Below are 21,247 nucleotides of genomic sequence, written 5' to 3'. Positions count from 1 at the left end.
CCTATGCCCGCCCCCAGACGGGAGTGGGCATAGGCACGATGTTTCAATTACAGTGTTTTTGCTTTTTCGACCGCGTCTTCGATCGTACCGACGTTATGGAACGCCGGCTCCGGAAGATGGTCGTATTGGCCGTCCAAGATTGCACGGAAGCTGCGGATCGTGTCTTTAACCGGAACGTATAAGCCCGGGATCCCGTTAAACGCCTCGGCCACGTGAAGCGGCTGAGACAAGAACAGGCGCAAGCGACGAGCGCGGTGTACGACCAATTTGTCCTCATCGGACAACTCGTCCATACCCAAGATCGCGATGATATCGAGAAGCTCTTTATAGCGCTGCAAAATTTGTTTTACGCCTTGCGATACCGCGTAGTGCTCTTCGCCAAGAATTTCCGGCGTCAAGATACGGGAAGAAGAAGCCAGCGGGTCAACGGCTGGGAAAATACCCGCTGCCGCGATGCTGCGCTCCAAGTTCGTCGTTGCATCCAAGTGGGCAAATGCCGTTGCCGGAGCCGGGTCGGTATAGTCGTCCGCCGGAACGTAGATCGCTTGGATGGAAGTAACAGAACCTTTTTTGGTCGAGGTGATCCGCTCTTGCAATTGACCCATCTCGGTTGCCAGCGTCGGCTGGTAACCTACCGCGGATGGCATACGGCCCAGCAAGGCCGAAACCTCGGAACCCGCTTGAGTAAAGCGGAAGATGTTGTCGATAAACAGAAGAACGTCACGGCCTTCCTCGTCACGGAAGTACTCCGCCATGGTCAAGCCGGACAAGGCTACGCGAAGACGCGCACCCGGCGGCTCGTTCATTTGGCCGAATACCATCGCCGTTTTCGAAATAACGCCGGATTCCTTCATCTCGTGGTAAAGGTCATTACCTTCACGAGTTCTCTCGCCTACGCCGGCGAATACGGAGATACCGCCGTGCTCTTGCGCGATGTTATGAATCAACTCTTGCATTGTTACGGTTTTACCTACACCGGCACCACCGAAGAGACCGATTTTACCACCCTTGGCATAAGGAGCCATCAGGTCGATAACTTTAATCCCCGTTTCCAGGATTTCGGCTTTCGTCGACAAATTGTCGAATGCAGGAGCCGATTTGTGGATCGGGCTCGTCAGTGTACGGTCTACGGTAGCATTTCCGTCGATCGGCTCACCCAGTACATTAAACACGCGGCCGAGCGTAGCCGGCCCTACAGGTACGGAAATCGCAGCGCCGGTATCGACAGCTTCCGCACCGCGAACCAATCCGTCCGTGGAAGACATCGCAACGCAGCGAACCATGTTGTCGCCAAGGTGAACAGCCGCTTCAACCGTCAGGCTAATGTCTTGCCCGCCGTTGTCTTGCGCTTTTGTTTCAATTCGAATTGCATTAAGAATCTCAGGGAGGTGCCCACGCTCGAACTCGATGTCGACGACCGGCCCTGTGATATTCACAACGCGCCCCTTGCTCATGTTTTCCCTCCTCCAGGTTTTTGCTGTAAGCAAAAACCGCATCGTAAGCATTAACTCTGTTTTGCCTCAGCAAAACGACTTCGTAAGCATTTCTTGAACCTATTTCAAGCTTTGCCCAGCAAAGCCTTCGTCTTATTTACACCGCTTAACTGCTTGCGTTCGCGCCTGCGACGATCTCGGAAATCTCCTGCGTGATCGAAGCTTGACGCGCCCGGTTGTAAGCAAGCGTGTACGTGCTGATCATCTTCGTTGCGTTTTTGGTCGCGCTGTTCATAGCCGACATCCGCGCACCGAACTCACTTGCTTTTCCTTCCAGAACCGCACTGTAAATAAGCGTTTCAGCATACTTAGGAAGCAGAACTTCCAGTACGCCTTCCGGCGACGGTTCATACTCGTAACTGGCCGTCGTCGTTCCGGACACGTCATCCAAAGGCAGGAGACGCTTAATCGTCGGAATTTGGGTCATTGCGTTCTTGAACTGGTTATACACCAGGAACAACTGGTCGTATTCACCCTGCTCGAATTTCGCAACGGCTGCGTATGCGATCGACTTAATGTCCGCGAAGCTCGGCAAATCCGGAACTCCGGTGACTTCATCCGTGATCGGCATATTCCGTTTCTTGAAGAAGTCGCGACCTTTACGGCCGATGACGAAAATGGTGTATTCGTCCGTCGACTTGTGGTTCTCGCGAATTTCGGAGGCCACTTTACGCAATACGTTCGCATTATAACCACCGGCAAGCCCGCGGTCCGATGTGATGACCAGATAGCCGGTCTTTTTCACTTCACGGGTTTGCAGCATCGGGTGCTTCACACCCTTGGTGCCTGCAGCGATGCTTCCGACCACTTCCTTCAGCTTATCCGCGTAAGGTCGTGCGGATTCGGCCGATTGCTGCGCTCTTCTCAAGTTCGCAGCCGCCACCATTTCCATCGCCCGGGTGATTTGCTTCGTATTTTGTGTGGATTTGATTTGACGCTTAATCTCGCGCATTCCTTTTGCCATACTTGCTCACCTCTCTTTCGAGGCCCTTCCCGGCGAGGAAGAGGCACCTGGCGTTGTCGCCTTGGATGGTCATTCACCGGGAGGAGAAGCCTGCTGTAGAAAAGATTGATTCCAAGCTTGCCGTACTATCGTTTATGCCGAAGGAGCAAATCCTTTTTTGAATTGTTGGATCGCTTCCGACAATGCTTTTTCATTATCCGCAGTCAAGTCTTTCGTGTCGCGGATGCTGTTCAAAATTTCCGCACGGCTGGAATCGAGGAAAGAAAGGAATTCTTCTTCGAAACGACGTACGTCTTGAACCGGAATATCGTCCAGGTGGCCTTTAACAACCGTGTATAAGGACGCTACTTGTCTTTCGAGCGTCAACGGTTGGTTTACGCCTTGTTTCAAAATTTCCAGCGTACGAACACCACGGTTCAAGCGAGTTTGCGTCGCTTTATCGAGGTCCGATCCGAACTGAGCGAACGCCGCGAGCTCACGGTATTGAGCCAAGTCGACACGGAGTGTACCGGCAACTTTTTTCATCGCTTTCGTTTGAGCGGAACCCCCTACCCGGGAAACCGAGATACCGACGTTAACCGCCGGACGTTGGCCGGAGTAGAACAAGTCGGATTCAAGGAAGATCTGTCCGTCCGTGATCGAGATCACGTTCGTCGGAATGTAAGCGGAGACGTCGCCCGCTTGCGTTTCGATGAACGGCAGCGCGGTCAAGGAACCTCCGCCCAGCTCGTCGCTCAATTTCGCAGCGCGCTCCAGCAAACGGGAGTGCAAGTAGAACACGTCGCCCGGATATGCTTCCCGGCCCGGAGGACGGCGAAGCAGCAAGGACAGCTCACGGTAGGCAGCCGCTTGTTTAGTCAAGTCGTCGTATACGATCAGGACGTGCTCGCCTTTGTACATGAAGTATTCACCCATCGCGCAGCCCGCATAAGGAGCAAGCCACAGCATCGGGGATGGCTCGGAAGCCGAAGCCGTAACGACGATCGTGTAATCGAGAGCGCCTGCTTTACGCAATTGCTCGACAACGCCGACAACCGTCGATTGTTTTTGACCGATAGCAACGTAGATACATTTCACGCCGTTGCCTTTTTGGTTGATGATCGTATCGATCGCGATCGACGTTTTACCGGTTTGACGGTCCCCGATGATCAACTCGCGCTGACCGCGGCCGACAGGAATCATCGCGTCGATAGCTTTAATACCGGTTTGCATAGGCTCATGAACCGATTTACGGGCCATAACGCCTGGTGCCGGAGATTCAACCGGACGGAAAGTCGTCGTTTCGATTGGACCTCTGCCGTCAACCGGTTGACCAAGTGCGTTCACGACGCGGCCGAGAAGCGCCTCGCCTACCGGAACCTCCATGATCCTGCCGGTACGTTTCACCGGATCGCCTTCACGGATATCCGTGTAAGGTCCGAGAATAACGATACCGACGTTGCTTTCCTCAAGGTTAAAGGCATAGCCCAGAACCCCGTTGGAAAACTCGAGCAGCTCACCTGCCATGACGTTCTCCAAGCCGTGTGCGCGGGCGATACCGTCACCGACCTGAATGACTGTACCAACGTCAACGACTTGAATTTCCGATTTATAGTTCTCAATCTGTTGTTTAATCAATGTGCTGATTTCTTCAGGTTTGATACTCAACGATCCTCACCCCTATCTACAGTGCTTGAGATTGATTCAAGGTTCTTTCCAAACGCTTGAGCTTGCCGGACAAGCTGCCGTCGTACAGACGGTCGCCGACGCGGATTTGAAGGCCGCCTAGCAAGCTTTTATCAATAACCGATTCCACGCGGATTTGTTTGCTTGTCAATGTGGAAAATGTGCTGGCTACTTGCTGAAGTTCCTGCTCGGATAAAGCAACCGGCGTATAAACGATCGCGCGCGCTTGTCCCAGCGATTCATTCGCTATGGCCGAATAATAATCGACCAAGGCTTCGAGCAGCTCCTCACGGCCTTTGTCGACAAGAAGCATAAGCGTGTTCAAAACCGTCTCCGACAATTGAGCGCCGAATACTTGTTGAAGGATCTCGTTCTTGGCCGAAGCGGCAAGCCCCGGATGAACGATCAGCTTGTAGAAGTCTTCATTGCTGCGCAGAGCCGAAACAACAGCCTGCAGCTCTTCTTCAATTGGACTGATGCGATTTTGGTCGCGGGCGATTTCGAACAAGGCCTTTGCATACCTTTTGGCTACAACAGTATCCTTGCTCATTGCTTGCCCCCTACTTCTTTCAGATAGTGTTCAACCAGCTCTTCTTGCGATTTCTCATCGATTTGCTTCTCAATAATTTTGGAAGCGATGAGAACGGACATCGCGCTGACTTCATTTCTCAAAGAAGCAACAGCTTTATTTTTCTCCGTCTCGATATCACGGACAGCCTCTTCTTTCAAACGAACCGCTTCCTCTTTCGCTTGATCGATAATGTCCTGACTTTGTTTATTGCTCATCGCGCGGGCTTGCTCCAGAATAGTCTGGGCTTCCTTACGCACGTTCTGCATAGCTTCTTTTTGCTCCGCAAGCAAGCTTTCGGCCGCTTTGCGGTCTTGCTCCGTTTTCGAAATTTGCTCAGCGACGATGCGTCTGCGCTCTTCCATAATCCCGAACAAAGGTCCGAAGGCGTACTTATTGAGGAGCCAGTAGAGCACCACAAATGCTATGATCGCAAACACGAACGATTCCCAATGCCAACTCATCTATGCCACTCCTTTCAGTCATTTTAGGCAAAACGAAGGCGTGGATGGCTCAGGCCTTCCGCGCCAAACCTAATCGTCATGGAATTAAGCACCGAAGAAGATCAGGAATCCGAGTACGACGCCGATGATCGGAACAACCTCTACGATACCGACCCCGATAAACATCGTTGTTTGCAACGTACCGCGCAATTCAGGCTGACGGGAGATCCCTTCAACTGTTTTGCTTACGATCATACCGTTACCGATACCTGCGCCAAGTGCACCCAAACCGATTGCTAATGCTGCTGCCAAAAATTCCATTTTAAAATCCTCCTCAATAATTTTGTTTTTATAGTTTCATGCTAGTGGCTATCGTGACTCTCGTCGTGAACGGTAGCCTGCGAAATGTAAACCATGGTGAGAATAGTGAACAGGAACGCTTGAATGGCTCCGACGAAAATACTGAAGCCTTGCCATGCCATCAAGAGCGGCGTTCCGGCAATACCTGCCATCAAAATCGTGGCAATCAACACCTCGCCCGCAAAAATGTTCGCGTACAAACGCAAACCGAGCGTAAGGGGCTTGGAAATCTCTTTGATAACGTTAAGCGGGAAGAAGAACCAGAACGGCTCGAAATAGTGTTTCAGGTAATGCTTGGTGTTCTGTTTCAATCCCAAATAATGAATCAGGAAGAACACGATGATCGCCAAGCCGAAGGTAACGGAGACATCCGCTGTAGGTGACTTCCACCAAGCCAGTTCGTATCCGTGCCCGCCATGCGCATTATGAATCATTTCCTCTGTAATGATCGGATAGCCTAGAAAAGATAATGGCTCCGTATAAGAGAAAACAAGACCGAACGGCAGTCCAAGCAGGTTGGATACAAATATGAACATAATGATCGTCATCCCAAGCGCAACGTAAGGCTTCACTCGGTTTAAAGGCATCGTGCTCGCTATAATGCCATGCACGAATTCAATGACCCATTCCATGAAATTTTGCATTTTGGACGGATTTGTTACGGATAAATTTCTCACAGACAAACGCGCCAAGATGAACACAATCAAGCAGGAGACGATAATCCCCAGAAACGTGGAGAGGTCGATATTTAACCCGCCAATTTGCCACACCGGAAAATGATGCATCTGATATTTTCCTCCTTTCCAAGAATTTCATGATTATTTTTTAATAAAAAGATAACCCATCAGGAGTGTTGCCAATTGGACCGAAAATAATCCAGCGATGGTGAATACGAGATTGAACTGCGGGTATTTCACGGCGATCATGACGGCCAGAAGAGCTACGCACATCCGGGAAAGCGTCCCGAGATTCACGCGCTTTCTTCCTTCCTGCTCGGTGAGCTTGGACAACGTTTCGATCTTCAGGATCAGCAGCCAGGCGTTAGTCAGGCTGGCCAATGTTCCGAGGATGAATCCGGAAGCGTACGTCCGGTACGCAGGCAAAAAGGCCCAGACAAGCAGCAGGGCGGAAATCATGAATAAGGCGATGCGGGCGATTACTTTCAACTGGTCCTTCATGTCTCTACGGCTTATCCTCCAGAAACTTTTTCACAACCAGTATGGACGTCAGGATTCCAACCGCGAACCCGACCAGCACCCCGCCGATAACCCAAGCTTTCAGACTGCCTAGATGTGTTCCGGTCCAGCTCCCAACCCAATAACCGGCTGCCGTACAAAAAACAACATCAACTCCCAGAGCGCTGACGAGCGCAGCGGCACGCCATGGATTGTCATTGGAATTTTGCCGTTTCATAACCCTTCCTTTTGGACGTGCGCCGGAAAAGACTCCTGCCTGCGGCCGTCCCATAGGATTGCAACCGTTCACACAGCTACACACTGAGCCGGTTGGTCGATCGACTCGTAACTCTAACCCAAATCCTAGTTTATTTTATCTAAGTAAAGTGATCTTTGTCAATTGGACAAGTTTGCTTATCATCTATGACATAAATCACAAAAAGCCCGATAGAACAAGGGTTTTCGGCATTTCAAACCAAACAGTGCAACTGTATGCTGTATCGTTTGTCATCAGATTGTCACGGTTGGAAAGTTTGCGGCCTTTCAGAGCGCTGTCCGAAGTGATATAAAATTGCTTCGACGATGCGTCCGGACGCTTTGCCGTCGCCATATGGATTCGCCGAACGGCTCATGCGATCGTACAGGTCCGCATTGCTCAGCAGTGCTTTAGTCCGTTCGTACACGTTCGTCTCATCCGTACCGACCAGCTCGAGCGTTCCCGCCTCGATGCCCTCCGGACGCTCGGTCGTCTCCCGCAGCACAAGGACAGGCACGCCGAAAGAAGGCGCTTCTTCCTGTAAGCCGCCGGAGTCCGTCAAGATCAGATGCGCGTGCGGATAAAAATTGTGGAACTCGAACACGTCGAGCGGTTCAATCAGTTTAATCCGGTCATGACCGCTGAGCAGCTCGTAGGCCGGTTCCTTCACGGCCGGGCTCGGATGCACCGGATATACGATCGCGATGTCGTCGAACTCGTCGGCGATGCGCCTTATTGCGCGGAACACCTGACGGTGCGGCTCTCCCTGCGATTCCCGGCGATGCGCCGTCATCAGCACAAGACGCTTGCCGGCCGCCCAATCGAGCACAGGATGCGCAAATTGTTCCCGCACCGTGTATTGGAACACGTCCGTCACCGTGTTTCCGGTAATATGAATCCGATCCTCCGGCTTGTTCTCCTTCCGCAAGTTGCCCGCAGACCAGCCGGTCGGCGCAAAGTGCAGATCGGCCAGCACGCCGGTCAACTGCCGGTTCATTTCCTCCGGATAAGGAGACAGCTTGTTCCAGGTACGCAGACCTGCTTCCACGTGGCCGACTTGAATTTGATGCAGGAACGCCGCATAACTCGCAAGGAAGGTGGTCAGCGTATCGCCGTGAACGAGAATCATATCGGGCTTCTCTTGCTTGAACACCGGATCAAGCCCTTGCAGCACCCGGATTGTAATCTCGTTCAATGTCTGACGATCCTTCATGACATCCAGATCGTAGTTCGGTTTAATATTGAAAATGTCGAGCACCTGGTCAAGCATTTGCCGATGCTGCGCTGTTACGCAAACAAGCGACTCGATCTGCTCCGAATGCTTCTCCAGCTCCTTCACCAGCGGAGCCATCTTAATCGCTTCGGGTCTAGTCCCGAAAATCGTAATGATTTTCGTCTTTTTCATGGATACGGCTTCCCCTTTCCCCACCGAAAATTATTTCGTGCCGAATAAACGGTCCCCGGCATCCCCTAAACCGGGCACGATATACCCGTGATCATTCAAATAATCGTCAATGGCCGCCACATAGAGGTCGACATCGGGATGCGCTTGCTGCACGGCTTGAACGCCCTCCGGCGCGGCAATCAGGCACATCAGCTTTATCTGGGTGCAGCCCCGGTTCTTGAGCGCCGTCAGCGCCGCATTGGCCGATCCCCCCGTAGCAAGCATCGGGTCGATCACGATAAGCTCCCGCTCCTGAACGTCGGTCGGCAGCTTCGCGTAATATTCGACCGGCTCGAGTGTATCCGGGTCGCGATACAAACCGATATGCCCGACTTTCGCAGCCGGCACAAGCTTCAGGATGCCATCCACCATGCCGAGTCCGGCACGCAGGATAGGAATCAATCCCAGCATCCGCCCGGAGATGACACGGCCCTCTGCCGTAGTCACTGGCGTACGCACCTCAACCTTTTCAAGCGGAATATCTCTCGTTATCTCATAAGCCATCAAAGTCGCCACTTCGTCTACAAGCTCTCGAAAATCTTTCGTCGTTGTGTTCTCATCCCGAATATACGTTAATTTGTGCTGAATGAGCGGATGATCGCAAACGAATACTTTTCCCATGCCTAAGCTTCCCCCTAAAACGCTAAAAATGCGCGACAAACCGCTTTTTATAAGCTTTTTTCGCCAAATCTCGTCTATTATACCACAAGTGCATGAACTTATCCCAACTGTCGTAAAAAATATACATTTGCCCCGAATTTGATCCACGTGGAACAGTTGTACGTGTTGGTTTGCCCGCTTGACGACAGCTTCCCGAATAGGCAGTATTATGACATACCACCCAAGTATTAGGAAGCAGGTGTCCCTATGGAATTATTGAAAAAGATCGGCTTGTCCGATTTGGAATCCCGCTGCTATTTGACGCTTCATGAACAATCGAAGCTATCCGGCTATGAAGTGGCGAAACGCGTGTCGGTCTCCCGTACGAACGTGTATGCGGCTTTGCGTTCTTTAATTGACAAAGGGGCATGCCGCATGATCGAAGGGGATCCGGTCCGGTACGACGCCGTACCGATCCAGCAGCTGGTCGGTCATCTGCGGCTGGAGTTCGAGCAAGCGGCAGACAGCTTGGTTCATCAGCTGCGGACTCCGCCGAGAACGGCCCCGTCCTTCTACAATTGGGAAGGCGGAGACGCGCTGGAGCAAGCGGCGCGAAGAATGACGGCCAACGCCCGGGCCTCCGTCATCGTCGAAATCGGGTCCGAAGACTTGCCGCGCCTGGAAGATGCGCTCGTCTACGCCGAGAACAAAGGCGTTCGCGTCATCTTGATGTCGTTCGGCGAGGTGAATACCCGCCTGAAGCATGTGCTCGTCCATAGGCGGTTCGATGAGCCTGCATCCGAGCAGCCGCGTAAATTTACCATGTTGTTCGACCATCGGTACGCGCTGCTCGGAAGCTTCGGAGGACCGATGAAGCCGAGTGCGCTTGAGACCGATCACCCCGCCGTCGTTGAAACGCTGACGAACGCCTATCACCACAACGTGCTGATGCTGAGAATCGAGGCCGACTTCGGTCCTCAGCTTGCAGCCAAATACGGCGACAATTATAAGAAGCTGGAGGCCGGTTCGTAAAGAGAGGCGCTGCAAGTGTGCGTATAGTTCCACTGGTTGCCGGGAGAAGCCGAGAACTACGCCAGAGCAGGCATCCGATTCCCGCTGCGGCATAAATGGCAAAAAATAAAGACCGACGCTCGCGGACAGACGAGAATCGGTCTTTATTGGGCAGGCCGGATAACGGCCCCGTGCGTATTCGCTTAGTAGCTCAAGCCCGGATACAGCGGGAATTGGGCTGTCAAATCCTTCACCATGCCGCGAACTCGGTCGTGTACGGCGGCGTCGGTTGGGTTTTTCAAAGTCAATGCGATAATCTTCGCGATCGTCTTCATCGCTTCTTGATCCATGCCGCGGGAAGTCGCCGCCGGCGTACCGATGCGGATACCGCTGGTGACGAACGGGCTGGTCGGGTCGAACGGAATCGCGTTCTTGTTGCATGTCACGCCGACTTCGTCGAGCAGGTGCTCGGCGTCTTTACCCGAGATGTTCAAGCTGCGCAGGTCGATCAGCATCAAGTGATTGTCCGTACCGCCGGACACGAGGTTGATGCCTTCGGCAAGCAAGCCTTCAGACAACACTTTGGCGTTGTTCACGACGTTCTGCGCGTAAGTCGTGAATTCCGGCTGCAGCGCTTCGCCGAGCGCTACCGCTTTCGACGCGATGACGTGCATCAAAGGACCGCCTTGCGTGCCCGGGAACACAGCCTTATCGATCGCCGCCGCCCACGGCTTGCGGCACAGAATCAAGCCGCCCCGAGGACCGCGGAGCGTCTTGTGCGTCGTCGTCGTCACGAAGTGCGCATGCGGCACCGGATTCGGGTGCAGGCCTGCCGCCACGAGACCGGCAATGTGCGCCATGTCAACCATGAACAGCGCGCCTACATCGTTCGCGATTTGCGCAAGCACTTCAAAGTCGATCGTACGCGGATACGCGCTGGCGCCCGCTACGATCAGACGAGGCTTATGTTTGAACGCCGCTTTGCGGACGTCGTCGTAGTCAATGCGGGAATCTTTCTCCGAAACGCCATACGCCACGAAGTTATACAAAATGCCGGAGGCATTCACCGGGCTGCCGTGCGTCAAGTGACCGCCATGCGCAAGGTTCATGCCGAGAACCGTGTCGCCGGGTTGAAGAGCCGCCAGGTATACGGCCATGTTGGCTTGCGCGCCGGAGTGCGGCTGGACGTTAGCGTGCTCGGCGCCGAACAGCTCTTTCGCGCGGTCGCGGGCGATATCTTCAACGATATCGACGTACTCGCAGCCGCCGTAGTACCGCTTGTTCGGGTAGCCTTCCGCATATTTGTTCGTCAATACGGTACCCATCGCTTCCAGCACCGCTTGGCTCACGAAGTTCTCGGAAGCGATCAGCTCGATTTTATCGCGCTGACGGCCGAGCTCCAGATTCATTGCTTCGACGATTTTCGGATCTTGTTTACGTAAAAAGTCCATGATAAGGTTCCTCCCGTTGATGTCAGATATAAATTCAGAGTCGTTTCTCTACTTTATTCGCAGGTTTCATTCGCAGGCTGCTGCATATCCGCCGCATACACCGCTCTGGCGCCCCCGATCAGCTTCGGACGGGTGAACGCCGCCTGCACGAACGCTTCGCCGATCCGCCGCACCGACGGCTTGAACGGAACCGCCACCCGCTTCAGGTGCATCCCGATCAACGTCCCGCCGATATCGACGCCCGCGTGCGCCTGCACCGTCTCGACGACCACGGCAGACCGTAAATGCCGATAAGCATAAGCAGCCATCGACCCGCCGGCTTTCGGCACCGGCACGACGCTTACCTGCTCGAAGCCGTACCGCTCCATCGCCTCGCGCTCCAAGACGAGCGCCCGGTTCAAATGCTCGCAGCACTGATACACCGGGTAAAACCCGGCGTCCGCCCGCACGGCTTCCACCGCCTCGTACAACTGTCGGGCCACCGCTTCGCTCCCCGACGTTCCGATATGCCGTCCGAGCACCTCGCTCGTGCTTGTCCCGATAACCAAGAGCCGTCCGGGCTCGAGGTGTCCTGCCGCGGCAAGCTCGCGCAGGATCGTCTCCGCTTGCGAGCGGACCATCGTCAGATCCGGAGCAACCGCGGAAGCATCTTGTCCGATATTGGGAATGTTCATGTCGCGCCCCTCTCTCCGGTTACGGATGCAGCGCGTATTTATCTTCAAGCGCCTTCACTTTGCCGACGCGGTTCTTATGACGTTCTCCATTGGAAAATTCGGTTTCCAGCCAAATTTTCACAATCTCTAGGGCAACCCCCGGACCGATCACGCGTTCGCCCATTGCTAACACGTTGGAATCGTTATGCTCCCGCGTCGCTTTCGCCGAGAACAAATCATGTACAAGCGCACAGCGGATGCCGGGCACCTTATTCGCCGCAATGGTCATCCCGATGCCGGTGCCGCAGATCAGAATCCCTCTGTCCGCTTTCCCCGACACCACGTCGTCGCAGACCGGAATCGCATAATCGGGATAATCGACAGAATCGGAACAATCGCAGCCGTAGTCGATGACCTCGTGACCCAATTGTTCAATGAACGGCTTGATCACATCCTTCAACCGATACCCGCCGTGATCCGCACCCATTGCAATTTTCATCTCTCTCGCCCTCCTCGCTATTGTCCATTTCATTATAACTCAAAACGCGACGGCAAAAAAACGAAAAAAGAGCATGACACAACGCGAGATATCCCGCGTGATGCTGCTCTTTGCCCAGGCGACCGGCCGTATATCCCGATGCTCCACCGTGGTTGAATCCACTTGTCGCCAGTTACACCAGGTCTGATGTTGTTACAATTATCATATCCCATTCCGCGATGGCTGTAAAGCCTAACTTGTTACGGCTTCGAATCGTAGAGCGGACCGGCGGTTAGCGGTTCGCCCGCAGCTTCGCCGCCAGCTTGATTAAGCATTCCTCTATCTCTTGGGCTGCGCTCTGATACATCCGAAGCGAGCCGCCATACGGGTCAGCGATATCGTGCGAAGGCACCTCTTGCTGCAGTTCCTCGATACGGCGGCGCTCCTCGTCGGTCACCGGCTCGGACAACGCCTGCTTCAGCTGAACCTCTGTCAGCAGCGTTTCGATTTCCGCGATTTTGACCGCTGCTCCCGCGTCATCCTGCACATATTCTTTCAGCGTATACACCTTATCGACCGCTTCCGGGTACAGCTGGATCGTATGTCTTTTATGGCTGGAGGTCATCGTTAATACCAAATCGGCCCAATCGACCAGCGATTGTGACAGAAGCGTCGATTCCGACGGCCCGCTGCTGCCCTTCATGGAAAGCACGGATGCGGCATGATCGGAGATCGGCGTTCCCGGGTACGCCGACACGCCGGCCGAGCGAACCTCGATGTCGGACAACCCCGCTTCCGCCAATATGCTGCGCATGATCCCCTCCGCCATCGGACTGCGGCACGTATTGCCTGTACATACGAACAAAATCCGGTTCATCTTCTCTCCCCGCTTTCTTCATCCATTATGATAAGAATGGTCCTGCCTTTCTTAGTTTACCTCAAAATCGCCCAATTATGGATAACTAGGCGCTTAGAACAAAAAATGAATGCCAAAGGCGAGCAAGATGACGCCGCCCAGCGCCTCGCCGTATTCGCCTGTCCACTCGCCCACGCGCCGGCCGAGCAGCAATCCGGCGATCGACATGAGACCGCCGGCGGCGCCGAACATCAGCACCGTCATCATCACGTCTCCGGCAAACATCCCCAGCGACACGCCCACGGAGAACGAATCGATGCTAACGCTGAAGGCGAACAGCATCAATCCCCAAAAGTTCCGGTGGTTGTGGCCCCGCGTTTCATTCGACTGCAGCGCGCTGTACACCATATGTGCGCCAAGGAGCACCAGCAGGAGACCGCCGCCTACCGTCGCCACTTTCCCGAGCAGCACGCTCAAGTAACCGCCTGTCCACATGCCGGCCAGCGGCATGACCATATGAAAGAGCGCGGTCACGACACTGATTTTCAACACATCCAGCTTGCGGATGCCTCTCATCCCAATGCCGAGGCCAAGCGATAGCGCATCCAATCCGAGGGCCAGCGCCAGTAAGCCGGTGGACACGAGTTGTCCCCAATACAGCGGTGCTGCCAAATCCATGCCTTCTACCTCCCTGTCCCACTCCTAACCAACCTATGCGGGACAAGGGGGAAACATGTCTTCCTGCAGGAAGCATCATGATCCTTACACTTGTAAAATGCGGCCGCTTGCGGCTTTACGCAGGCGGTTCATGACTGCGGCGCCAATCCCTTCCTCGGGACAAGCCTCCGCCACGATGAACGTGGCGTCCGCCTCGTCGAACGAACGGAGCGCCGCGTACAGCTCCCGCCCGATCGACGCCAGGTCGGAGAGGCGGCCGCACACGGCCGCATGGTCGGCCTGCACGGCATCCGCGTGCTCAGCGAAGACGAGCGCGCCCGTGCGTTCGCCGCGAGCGTGCGCCGCCTCCAGCTCGCGCCGCATGCGCGCGAGCACCTGCTGCCGATCGGCGCCCTGCACGATCGTGAGCTGTCCACGCGGCGCGTAGTGGGCATATTTCATGCCCGGCGCCCGCGGCGTCTCTTGGGCGGTGGGCGCCTCCACCGCCTCCACGAGGCGCACGCCCGCAGGCAGCGCGCGGCGAAGCTCGCCTGCGGTGACGCCGCCCGGACGCAGCACGTGCAGCGCGTCGCCCGCCAGCTCGACGACGGTGGACTCAAGGCCGACGCCTGCAGTGCCGCCGTCCACGACGCCGTCGATGCGCCCGGCCAAGTCGCGCAGCACGTGCGCCGCTTGCGTCGGACTCGGGCGCCCGGAGCGGTTCGCGCTCGGCGCGGCGACCGGGCAGCCGGCGGCGGCGATGAGCGCAAGCGCGACCGGATGGTCGGGCATGCGCACGCCCACGCTGGACAGCCCGGCGGTGACGAGCGGCGACAGCACGCCCGGGCGTGCCGGCAGCACGATCGTGAGCGGCCCCGGCCAGAACGCGTCCATCAACCGCAAAACGGCCTCCTCCGGCGGAGCGGTCAGCTCGGCCAGTTGAGACCTGTCGGCGATATGCACAATCAGCGGATTGTCAGACGGTCGGCCCTTGGCGGCAAAGATAGCGGACACGGCCTCCGTATTGCGCGCATCCGCACCGAGCCCGTAGACCGTTTCCGTCGGGAACGCCACCGTTCGCCCGGTCCGCAGCCAGGACGCCGCTTCCTGCAGCGCCTGCGCGGCCGGCTGCGCCGCATCCGTCTTCCATATCTTCGTCTCCATCATCGAATTCCATCCTCCCGATGTAACCTGCACCCCGTATTAAGCAAACAGCGACGCGACTTTCTTCATCATATCCCAGAGGAAAAATCGGACTTCCGGCTTAGCGCTTTCTGCGGTTTCCGCGGTTTCCGCCGCTTGCTGAGTCGCGTCCGCGTTCTGCTTTGCAGCAGCATCCGTTTTGGAAGCTTTCGCCGCTTCTTTCCCTGCGCTTTTCCCTTTTTCCGCACCGGCGGCTTCGGACTTGCTCGCGCTCATCTTGTCTTTCTGTTCCGGTTCGTCGTCAAACGCTGCCGCATGGGCTTTATTTTGTTTCTTGACGACCATCTCCGAATCGACGAAGCAAAGCGGCGGGAACAGCACGCACCACCAATTTTGCCCGGCGGCGGCGCCGATCGATATGCGCAGCGCCTCGTAATCGCCGGCCGGATATACTTGATTGCCGTACATTTTCGTCGGGAACGGGACGAGCCCAAGCTCCACCTGATACGTATAGTCAAAGCCGTTCTGCTGCAGCGTCTCACCGACTACCGCTTCCAGCTCCGGCAAGTGCTTGCGAATGGTTTCGCGCGCCGCCTCCAGGCCGTCGGGTTGTTGAACCCAGCCGGACATCTCCGCAATAACGGCGTCACGGACCTCGCGTTTGATCCATTGGTCGGCAGGCGCATCGGAATTGGCCAGGATGCGCAGGCGGATCGACTCCGCCGGGATGACGCTTGCGCCCGCTTCATCAGCTTTAGACGCCGTGAAGAGCATCGCATTCGCGCGGCTCGACTCCCAGCACATCAGAAGCATCAACAAAGCGAACCCCACATACGCATACCGTTTCCACGCAAACCGTTTGACCATTTCGATCGCCGCCTCTCTCATACTCCAAGCCTGAACCGCTAGCAACTTCGAATCTATCGAATCTAGTTTCTAGTGTTTCCGGCTTTAAGAGAGTCTAAACGTGGCGATCCGTTATATTTTATTGTTACTCCGATACGCGATGACGTGCCGTTCAATGCCGGCCAAGTCGGGAACGACATACAAGTCGTCCCAATCGCCGGCCTGTTCGAGCAGCCCCCGGACCGCTTGCGCTTGCCCGAAGCCGACTTCAAAGCCGACCAGCCGCGGCAAGGCAACGAGCTCGGCCAGCTGGGCCGTCATCCGCCTGTACAGCACGAGACCGTCCTCCCCGCCGTACAGCGCGGTTCGAGGTTCGTACAGCCTGACTTCCGGCTGCAGACCCGGTTCGTCTCCTTCCGGAATGTACGGCGGATTGGACACGAGAATGTCGATCCGTTCACGGCGCTCGATCCACGGACGCAATAGATCTCCTTCGGCGAACGTAACTCTTTCGCCGACGCCGAGACGAAGCGCATTGCTCCGGGCAACGGCAAGCGCCTCCGGCGACAGATCGGATGCCAGCACACGCCATTCGGCGCAAGCTGCGGCTAAAGTCAAGGCAATGGCTCCGCTTCCCGTCCCGATATCGCATACAGTCGGTCGGTGGCGGACGGCCTCTCGCTCCTCTGCCCCGTCTGCATGCCTCAACAAGCCTGTCCCGCTATCCACGGCCTCCGCACTCCAAAGCAACCGTCCGAGACGCAGCACCTCCTCGACGAGCAGTTCCGTCTCCGGTCGCGGAATGAGCACCGCAGGCGTTACTTCGAAAGCATGCCCATAAAACTCCTGCTCCCCGATTATATATTGCACCGGTTCGCCGGCCGCTTTCCGCTCCAGAAGCGCCTTCCAATTTCCTAATTGTTCCACGGGGAACTTTTCTCCCCATCGGAGCAGCATACCGCTGCGGCTTTCCCCGAGCACATGCTCAAGCAGACGTTCAGCGTTCGCTTCCGGATCCCGCACCCCGTGCCGCCGCAAAAAAGAAGAAGCCTCCGAGTAGGCTTCACGTATCGTCAAACGCCGTTCCTCAAGCACCGGCGTACTCTCCTTTTTCCATCTGATCCGTTTGCGCCGCAATCGTAAGCGCCGAAACGATCTCTTCCATATCGCCGTTCAATACGGCGTCCAGCCGGTGCAGCGTCAAGCCGATCCGATGATCGGTCACGCGGCTTTGCGGGAAGTTGTACGTGCGAATCCGCTCCGAACGGTCGCCGGTGCCGACCTTGCTTTTCCGCTCCGCGCCGTACTTCTCCATCTCTTCCTGCTGCATCTTGTCATAGATACGGGCGCGCAGCACTTGCAGCGCCTTCTCTTTGTTCGAGTTTTGCGACTTGCCGTCCTGGCAGGTCGCTACGATGCCCGTAGGGATATGCGTGACGCGAACGGCCGACTTCGTCGTATTGACGGATTGTCCGCCCGCTCCGCTCGAACAGAACGTATCGACGCGAATGTCGTTATCGTGAATCTCGATGTCGAAATCTTCCATCTCCGGCATCACTGCAACCGTCGACGTCGACGTATGAATGCGTCCACCGGACTCTGTTGCCGGTATGCGCTGTACCCGGTGTGCGCCGCTCTCGAACTTCAGTTTGCTGTAAGCGCCCTTCCCGTTCACGAGGAAAATAATCTCTTTGAACCCGCCGAGATCGTTCATGTTCACATCCAGCACTTCCGTCCGCCAGCCTTGCGCGTCCGCGAATTTGGTATACATCCGATACAAATCGGCTGCGAACAAAGCCGCTTCATCGCCGCCGGCCGCGCCGCGGATTTCTACAATTACATTCTTATCGTCGTTCGGATCCTTCGGCATCATCAACACCTTGATCCGCTCTTCCAGCTCGTCCTTGCGCGCGGACAGCTCTTCCAGCTCCATCTTGACGAGCTCTTTCATCTCGTCGTCGAGCTTCTCGTTCTGCATCGCCCGCGCCGCCTCATATTGTTCCATAACGCTCTTATACTCTGTATAAGCTTCATACGTCTCTTGCAGATCCGACTGCTCCTTGGAATACTCGCGAAGCTTCTTGGAATCCGACGCGACATCCGGGTCGCACAACAACTCGCTTAACTTATCGTAACGGTCAGCCAAAGCTTGTAACCGATCCAGCATTCGTCATCCATCCTTTCTTTCCGTAACCCGTTTTTCCTTACTAAGCGACCATCCTGTCCTTCAACACCCATTGCTCCGAGCAGGCGTCTTCTTCATGCCGACCACCGCTGATCTTCCCGCTTCCTCGCGCCAAGGCTGCAGGCACTTGGACCGTCTCTTAGCCTAGCTAAACGTTGAAACGGAAGTGCATGACGTCGCCGTCTTGAACGACATATTCTTTGCCCTCGAGGCGCAGCAAACCTTTTTCCTTTGCAGCATTCATCGAGCCCGAACCGATCAGATCATCGTAGCCGACAACCTCAGCGCGGATAAAGCCGCGTTCGAAATCGGTATGGATTACGCCTGCCGCCTGCGGCGCTTTCATTCCTTTGCGGATCGTCCATGCGCGAACTTCCTGTACCCCTGCCGTAAAATACGTGTACAGCCCGAGCAGCCTGTAAGCGGCACGGATCAATCGGTTCAACCCGGATTCGGCAAGGCCCAGCTCCTCCAGAAACATCTGCTTGTCCTCGCCTTCCAGCTCAGCGATCTCCGATTCCACCTTCGCGCTGATCGGAACCACTTCCGCGCCTTCGAGCGCCGCGTATTCGCGCACTTTCTGCACATACGGATTGCCGTCCGTGTCCGCAACCTCCGCCTCACTGACATTCGCCGCATACAACACCGGCTTCATCGTCAGCAGGTGCAGGTCGCGGATCAGCAAGCGCTCCTCATCACTCAGCTCGACGCTGCGCGCCGGCTTATCGTTGTAGAGCGCCTCCTTAATGCGTTCCAGACACTCGACTTCCTGCGCATATTTTTTGTCGCCGCCCTTCATGTTCTTCCGGGAGCGATCGATTCTTTTGTCCACCGAATCCACGTCCGCCAAAATCAGTTCCAGGTTGATCGTCTCGATATCGCTGATCGGGTCGACCGTTCCGGAAACGTGCGTAATGTTCTCGTCTTGGAAACAGCGTACGACATGCACGATGGCGTCCACCTCGCGGATGTGGGCAAGGAACTTATTGCCGAGTCCCTCGCCTTGGCTTGCGCCCTTGACCAATCCGGCAATATCGACGAATTCGAACGCCGTAGGCACGATGCGATTCGGCACGACGATTTCCGCCAAGCGGGTCAAGCGCTCATCCGGCACCTCCACTACGCCGACATTCGGATCGATCGTGCAGAACGGATAGTTAGCCGACTCCGCACCGGCCTGTGTAATGGCGTTAAACAACGTAGATTTACCGACATTCGGCAAACCGACGATTCCACAAGAAAGACTCATATATAAACAGCTCCTTATGCTCTGAACGGAATTTCAAATCCTGACATTATATTATATCCCAAAAGTAGGCCCCGTGTCATCTCCCTATGGGAAAAACCCTCCTTCCATTCGGAAAGAGGGCATGGTGACGGGCGCGTTACTGCGGCGGCTGCCCCGAAATACGGCGAAGCTCATTGGCCAGCCTGTGGAACTCCGCCTTGGCCGCCTGATCTTCTGCCGTGAAATAGGAGGCTGATAGAAAGCCGATGATCTTGTTCGCATCCTCCGCGCTAATTCGTGTCTGCGGTTCCGGCGCGGGCTCCGTCACAAGGCTGGCCCGGTACTCGTTCACAACGTCCTGAACGAAGCTCTGGAACGTCTTGCCGAGCAGCCGCAGCGGCTCCTGCGGATCGCTTCTCCTTGCCGGATCCAGCATATAGTGCCCGACGATATCGGTAGCCGGGTTTAGTCCGTACCGGTAACAAGCATACGCAAGGACCCATACGTACCGCTTGTAAGATTCCGTCAAGCTGATCCTGCCTCCGTAACAAAGCTCCACCGCGCCCGCCGCGTCGTTAGCGTCGTCGCCGTAACGCGCGTTATCGGTCGTTACGTTGTACACGACGTGATAGGCAATCTCAGCCGGTCCGGTCAGGAACGGTATGCACTCGATGATCTGTTTATCGTCCACAAACAGATGCGCGGAAGATGACATTTCATTGCGGGTATTTTCAAAATAAGACACATTCGCTGCGGCCGTTGACCCCGGATTTCCCGTATCGTGGGCCACCATAAACCGGCAGCGGGCTAACGCCGTCTTCGGACGCCGCTGGCTCGGCCCCGTCAAATAGCGTGGAATGATCTCATATTTCATAACAAAAGCCACCGTGCTCACCACCCTGCGGACATTTCGGAAGGTCTCGGGCGCTGGGGTCCCCAGCCGATCCGACGAGAATCCTTGCCTTACGATCAGCATATGCGAGCGCCCTGCAAGAAGTCCGTGGCATTGCCGGCCTCTATTTGAATATACGTTTGTTAAAATCGTCCCGTTTCGAACTGAAATGGTTTTCCACTTGCTTTTTCAACACAAACGCCCGCAGCGCATTGGCTTTGTCCGTTGGCATGTCGATGTAACGCGCTCCGTAATAGATTACGGTTTCTCCCGGATCCAACCGTATGATCTCGACTTGGCACGGCATCTCGAAGCCCAGGTCCAGCCGAACGTCGGCCATAGCATGCTTGCTTAACTCAATATCGCTCGGCAAAATAAACCCGAGCCCGCTGATGCTAATATTTCGAACCTCCAGCGCGACATGCTCCTTCAACAGTTGGAGCTCCGCATTCGGTTCGCGGATCGAGAGCAGGTGTCCGTCATGTTTGACGTCGACCCGCGGGTTCTCCCGCTTCTCGGCGAACCGGCTCCGATTCTGAGGGGGGTTGATAACCATCAGCGCTCCTTGATCTTTAGCTACGACCGTCGATTGGAACGTATAGATTCCGCCGGGTGAATAGACCGTTAATTTAACCGTATCCCCAAGCTCGAACGCCTTGTATTCCGAAATCTCAACTTCAAGAATATCACCCTCGGCATAAGTCAAAATGCCGGTCGAAACGAAATCCCGCTTCTCCACCGCCACCCGGCTGTTCAGCAGTATTCCGCTTGGGCTTCTATACGTTTCGTGGGTAAACTCGTAGGATATTTTTTCACTCGTAACGGACTTCATCACCTTCGTTACCACCTTTCGCTCTCATGTCGTCGTAAAAAATAAGC

24 protein-coding genes and 1 riboswitch are annotated in these 21,247 nt (G+C 55.5%); of the genes, 1 reads left to right on the top strand and 23 read right to left on the bottom strand.

The features are described from left to right. Window positions 1-47 precede the first annotated feature (47 nt). From atpD to upp, 11 genes are all read right to left on the bottom strand, one after another. Window positions 48-1,454, bottom strand: coding sequence for a F0F1 ATP synthase subunit beta (gene atpD / locus ACZ439_RS13770; protein WP_127609110.1), 1,407 nt, complete (start codon window positions 1,452-1,454; stop codon window positions 48-50). Window positions 1,455-1,599: 145 nt separating this feature from the next. After that, window positions 1,600-2,457: an ATP synthase F1 subunit gamma gene (gene atpG / locus ACZ439_RS13765; RefSeq protein WP_127609111.1), complete on the bottom strand. Its 858-nt coding sequence runs from the start codon at window positions 2,455-2,457 to the stop codon at window positions 1,600-1,602. A gap of 132 nt (window positions 2,458-2,589) precedes the next feature. After that, window positions 2,590-4,104, bottom strand: a complete 1,515-nt coding sequence (gene atpA, locus ACZ439_RS13760) for a F0F1 ATP synthase subunit alpha (protein WP_127609112.1) — start codon at window positions 4,102-4,104, stop codon at window positions 2,590-2,592. A 16-nt stretch (window positions 4,105-4,120) separates the two neighbouring features. Beyond that, window positions 4,121-4,672: a F0F1 ATP synthase subunit delta gene (locus tag ACZ439_RS13755; RefSeq protein ID WP_054796276.1), complete on the bottom strand. Its 552-nt coding sequence runs from the start codon at window positions 4,670-4,672 to the stop codon at window positions 4,121-4,123. Then, window positions 4,669-5,154: a F0F1 ATP synthase subunit B gene (gene atpF / locus ACZ439_RS13750; RefSeq protein ID WP_127609113.1), complete on the bottom strand. Its 486-nt coding sequence runs from the start codon at window positions 5,152-5,154 to the stop codon at window positions 4,669-4,671. The genes ACZ439_RS13755 and atpF overlap by 4 nt, the downstream gene beginning before the upstream one ends. Before the next feature lie 84 nt (window positions 5,155-5,238). After that, window positions 5,239-5,454 (bottom strand): F0F1 ATP synthase subunit C, encoded by a 216-nt coding sequence (gene atpE / locus ACZ439_RS13745; RefSeq protein ID WP_054796275.1) that lies wholly within the window; start codon window positions 5,452-5,454, stop codon window positions 5,239-5,241. A 41-nt stretch (window positions 5,455-5,495) separates the two neighbouring features. Further along, a complete protein-coding gene (atpB, locus tag ACZ439_RS13740) occupies window positions 5,496-6,278 on the bottom strand; it encodes a F0F1 ATP synthase subunit A (protein WP_054796274.1) in 783 nt (260 codons plus the stop codon). 33 nt (window positions 6,279-6,311) lie between these two features. Continuing rightward, entirely contained in the window at window positions 6,312-6,671 is a 360-nt protein-coding gene (locus tag ACZ439_RS13735; RefSeq protein WP_141335934.1) for an ATP synthase subunit I, read from the bottom strand. 4 nt (window positions 6,672-6,675) lie between these two features. After that, window positions 6,676-6,906: an AtpZ/AtpI family protein gene (locus ACZ439_RS13730; RefSeq protein ID WP_127609115.1), complete on the bottom strand. Its 231-nt coding sequence runs from the start codon at window positions 6,904-6,906 to the stop codon at window positions 6,676-6,678. 280 nt (window positions 6,907-7,186) lie between these two features. Further along, on the bottom strand, window positions 7,187-8,329 hold the full coding sequence (gene wecB / locus ACZ439_RS13725; RefSeq protein WP_054799355.1) for a non-hydrolyzing UDP-N-acetylglucosamine 2-epimerase: 1,143 nt from the start codon (window positions 8,327-8,329) through the stop codon (window positions 7,187-7,189). Window positions 8,330-8,359: 30 nt separating this feature from the next. Beyond that, on the bottom strand, window positions 8,360-8,989 hold the full coding sequence (gene upp, locus ACZ439_RS13720; protein WP_054796272.1) for a uracil phosphoribosyltransferase: 630 nt from the start codon (window positions 8,987-8,989) through the stop codon (window positions 8,360-8,362). A 246-nt stretch (window positions 8,990-9,235) separates the two neighbouring features. Here upp and ACZ439_RS13715 point away from each other — a divergent pair, with 246 nt between their 5' ends. Beyond that, window positions 9,236-10,000, top strand: coding sequence for a TrmB family transcriptional regulator (locus ACZ439_RS13715; RefSeq protein WP_054796271.1), 765 nt, complete (start codon window positions 9,236-9,238; stop codon window positions 9,998-10,000). A gap of 182 nt (window positions 10,001-10,182) precedes the next feature. On the opposite strand, the gene glyA is transcribed toward ACZ439_RS13715, so the two are convergent. The 12 genes from glyA to ACZ439_RS13655 form a co-directional block, all read right to left on the bottom strand. Then, a complete protein-coding gene (glyA, locus tag ACZ439_RS13710) occupies window positions 10,183-11,430 on the bottom strand; it encodes a serine hydroxymethyltransferase (protein ID WP_054796270.1) in 1,248 nt (415 codons plus the stop codon). A 53-nt stretch (window positions 11,431-11,483) separates the two neighbouring features. Then, window positions 11,484-12,104: a TIGR01440 family protein gene (locus ACZ439_RS13705; RefSeq protein WP_054796269.1), complete on the bottom strand. Its 621-nt coding sequence runs from the start codon at window positions 12,102-12,104 to the stop codon at window positions 11,484-11,486. Between the two features lie 19 nt (window positions 12,105-12,123). After that, window positions 12,124-12,582 (bottom strand): ribose 5-phosphate isomerase B, encoded by a 459-nt coding sequence (gene rpiB / locus ACZ439_RS13700; protein WP_054796268.1) that lies wholly within the window; start codon window positions 12,580-12,582, stop codon window positions 12,124-12,126. A gap of 105 nt (window positions 12,583-12,687) precedes the next feature. Then, a riboswitch (ZMP/ZTP riboswitch) is annotated at window positions 12,688-12,768 on the bottom strand. An 85-nt stretch (window positions 12,769-12,853) separates the two neighbouring features. Continuing rightward, window positions 12,854-13,438: a low molecular weight protein arginine phosphatase gene (locus tag ACZ439_RS13695; RefSeq protein ID WP_054796267.1), complete on the bottom strand. Its 585-nt coding sequence runs from the start codon at window positions 13,436-13,438 to the stop codon at window positions 12,854-12,856. Window positions 13,439-13,531: 93 nt separating this feature from the next. Beyond that, window positions 13,532-14,095, bottom strand: coding sequence for a manganese efflux pump MntP (locus tag ACZ439_RS13690; RefSeq protein ID WP_127609117.1), 564 nt, complete (start codon window positions 14,093-14,095; stop codon window positions 13,532-13,534). 84 nt (window positions 14,096-14,179) lie between these two features. Beyond that, window positions 14,180-15,238: an L-threonylcarbamoyladenylate synthase gene (locus tag ACZ439_RS13685; protein ID WP_464621131.1), complete on the bottom strand. Its 1,059-nt coding sequence runs from the start codon at window positions 15,236-15,238 to the stop codon at window positions 14,180-14,182. A gap of 39 nt (window positions 15,239-15,277) precedes the next feature. Then, entirely contained in the window at window positions 15,278-16,084 is an 807-nt protein-coding gene (gene spoIIR, locus ACZ439_RS13680) for a stage II sporulation protein R (RefSeq protein WP_054798176.1), read from the bottom strand. 111 nt (window positions 16,085-16,195) lie between these two features. Further along, window positions 16,196-17,158, bottom strand: coding sequence for a peptide chain release factor N(5)-glutamine methyltransferase (gene prmC, locus ACZ439_RS13675; RefSeq protein WP_464621101.1), 963 nt, complete (start codon window positions 17,156-17,158; stop codon window positions 16,196-16,198). Beyond that, complete coding sequence (gene prfA, locus ACZ439_RS13670) at window positions 17,151-18,230, bottom strand: peptide chain release factor 1 (protein WP_054798171.1); 1,080 nt, start codon at window positions 18,228-18,230, stop codon at window positions 17,151-17,153. The genes prmC and prfA overlap by 8 nt, the downstream gene beginning before the upstream one ends. A gap of 166 nt (window positions 18,231-18,396) precedes the next feature. Next, entirely contained in the window at window positions 18,397-19,497 is a 1,101-nt protein-coding gene (ychF, locus tag ACZ439_RS13665) for a redox-regulated ATPase YchF (protein ID WP_127609120.1), read from the bottom strand. A 136-nt stretch (window positions 19,498-19,633) separates the two neighbouring features. Then, window positions 19,634-20,350: a peptidoglycan recognition protein family protein gene (locus ACZ439_RS13660; protein WP_230876230.1), complete on the bottom strand. Its 717-nt coding sequence runs from the start codon at window positions 20,348-20,350 to the stop codon at window positions 19,634-19,636. A gap of 142 nt (window positions 20,351-20,492) precedes the next feature. After that, window positions 20,493-21,200 carry a PilZ domain-containing protein gene (locus ACZ439_RS13655; protein ID WP_127609143.1) on the bottom strand — a complete coding sequence of 236 codons (708 nt, stop codon included), beginning with the start codon at window positions 21,198-21,200 and terminating at the stop codon, window positions 20,493-20,495. Window positions 21,201-21,247: the final 47 nt, after the last annotated feature.

The sequence above is a fragment of the Paenibacillus sp. JCM 9796 genome (genome assembly GCF_055379675.1).
This window is presented reverse-complemented; position numbering and strand designations above follow the sequence as displayed.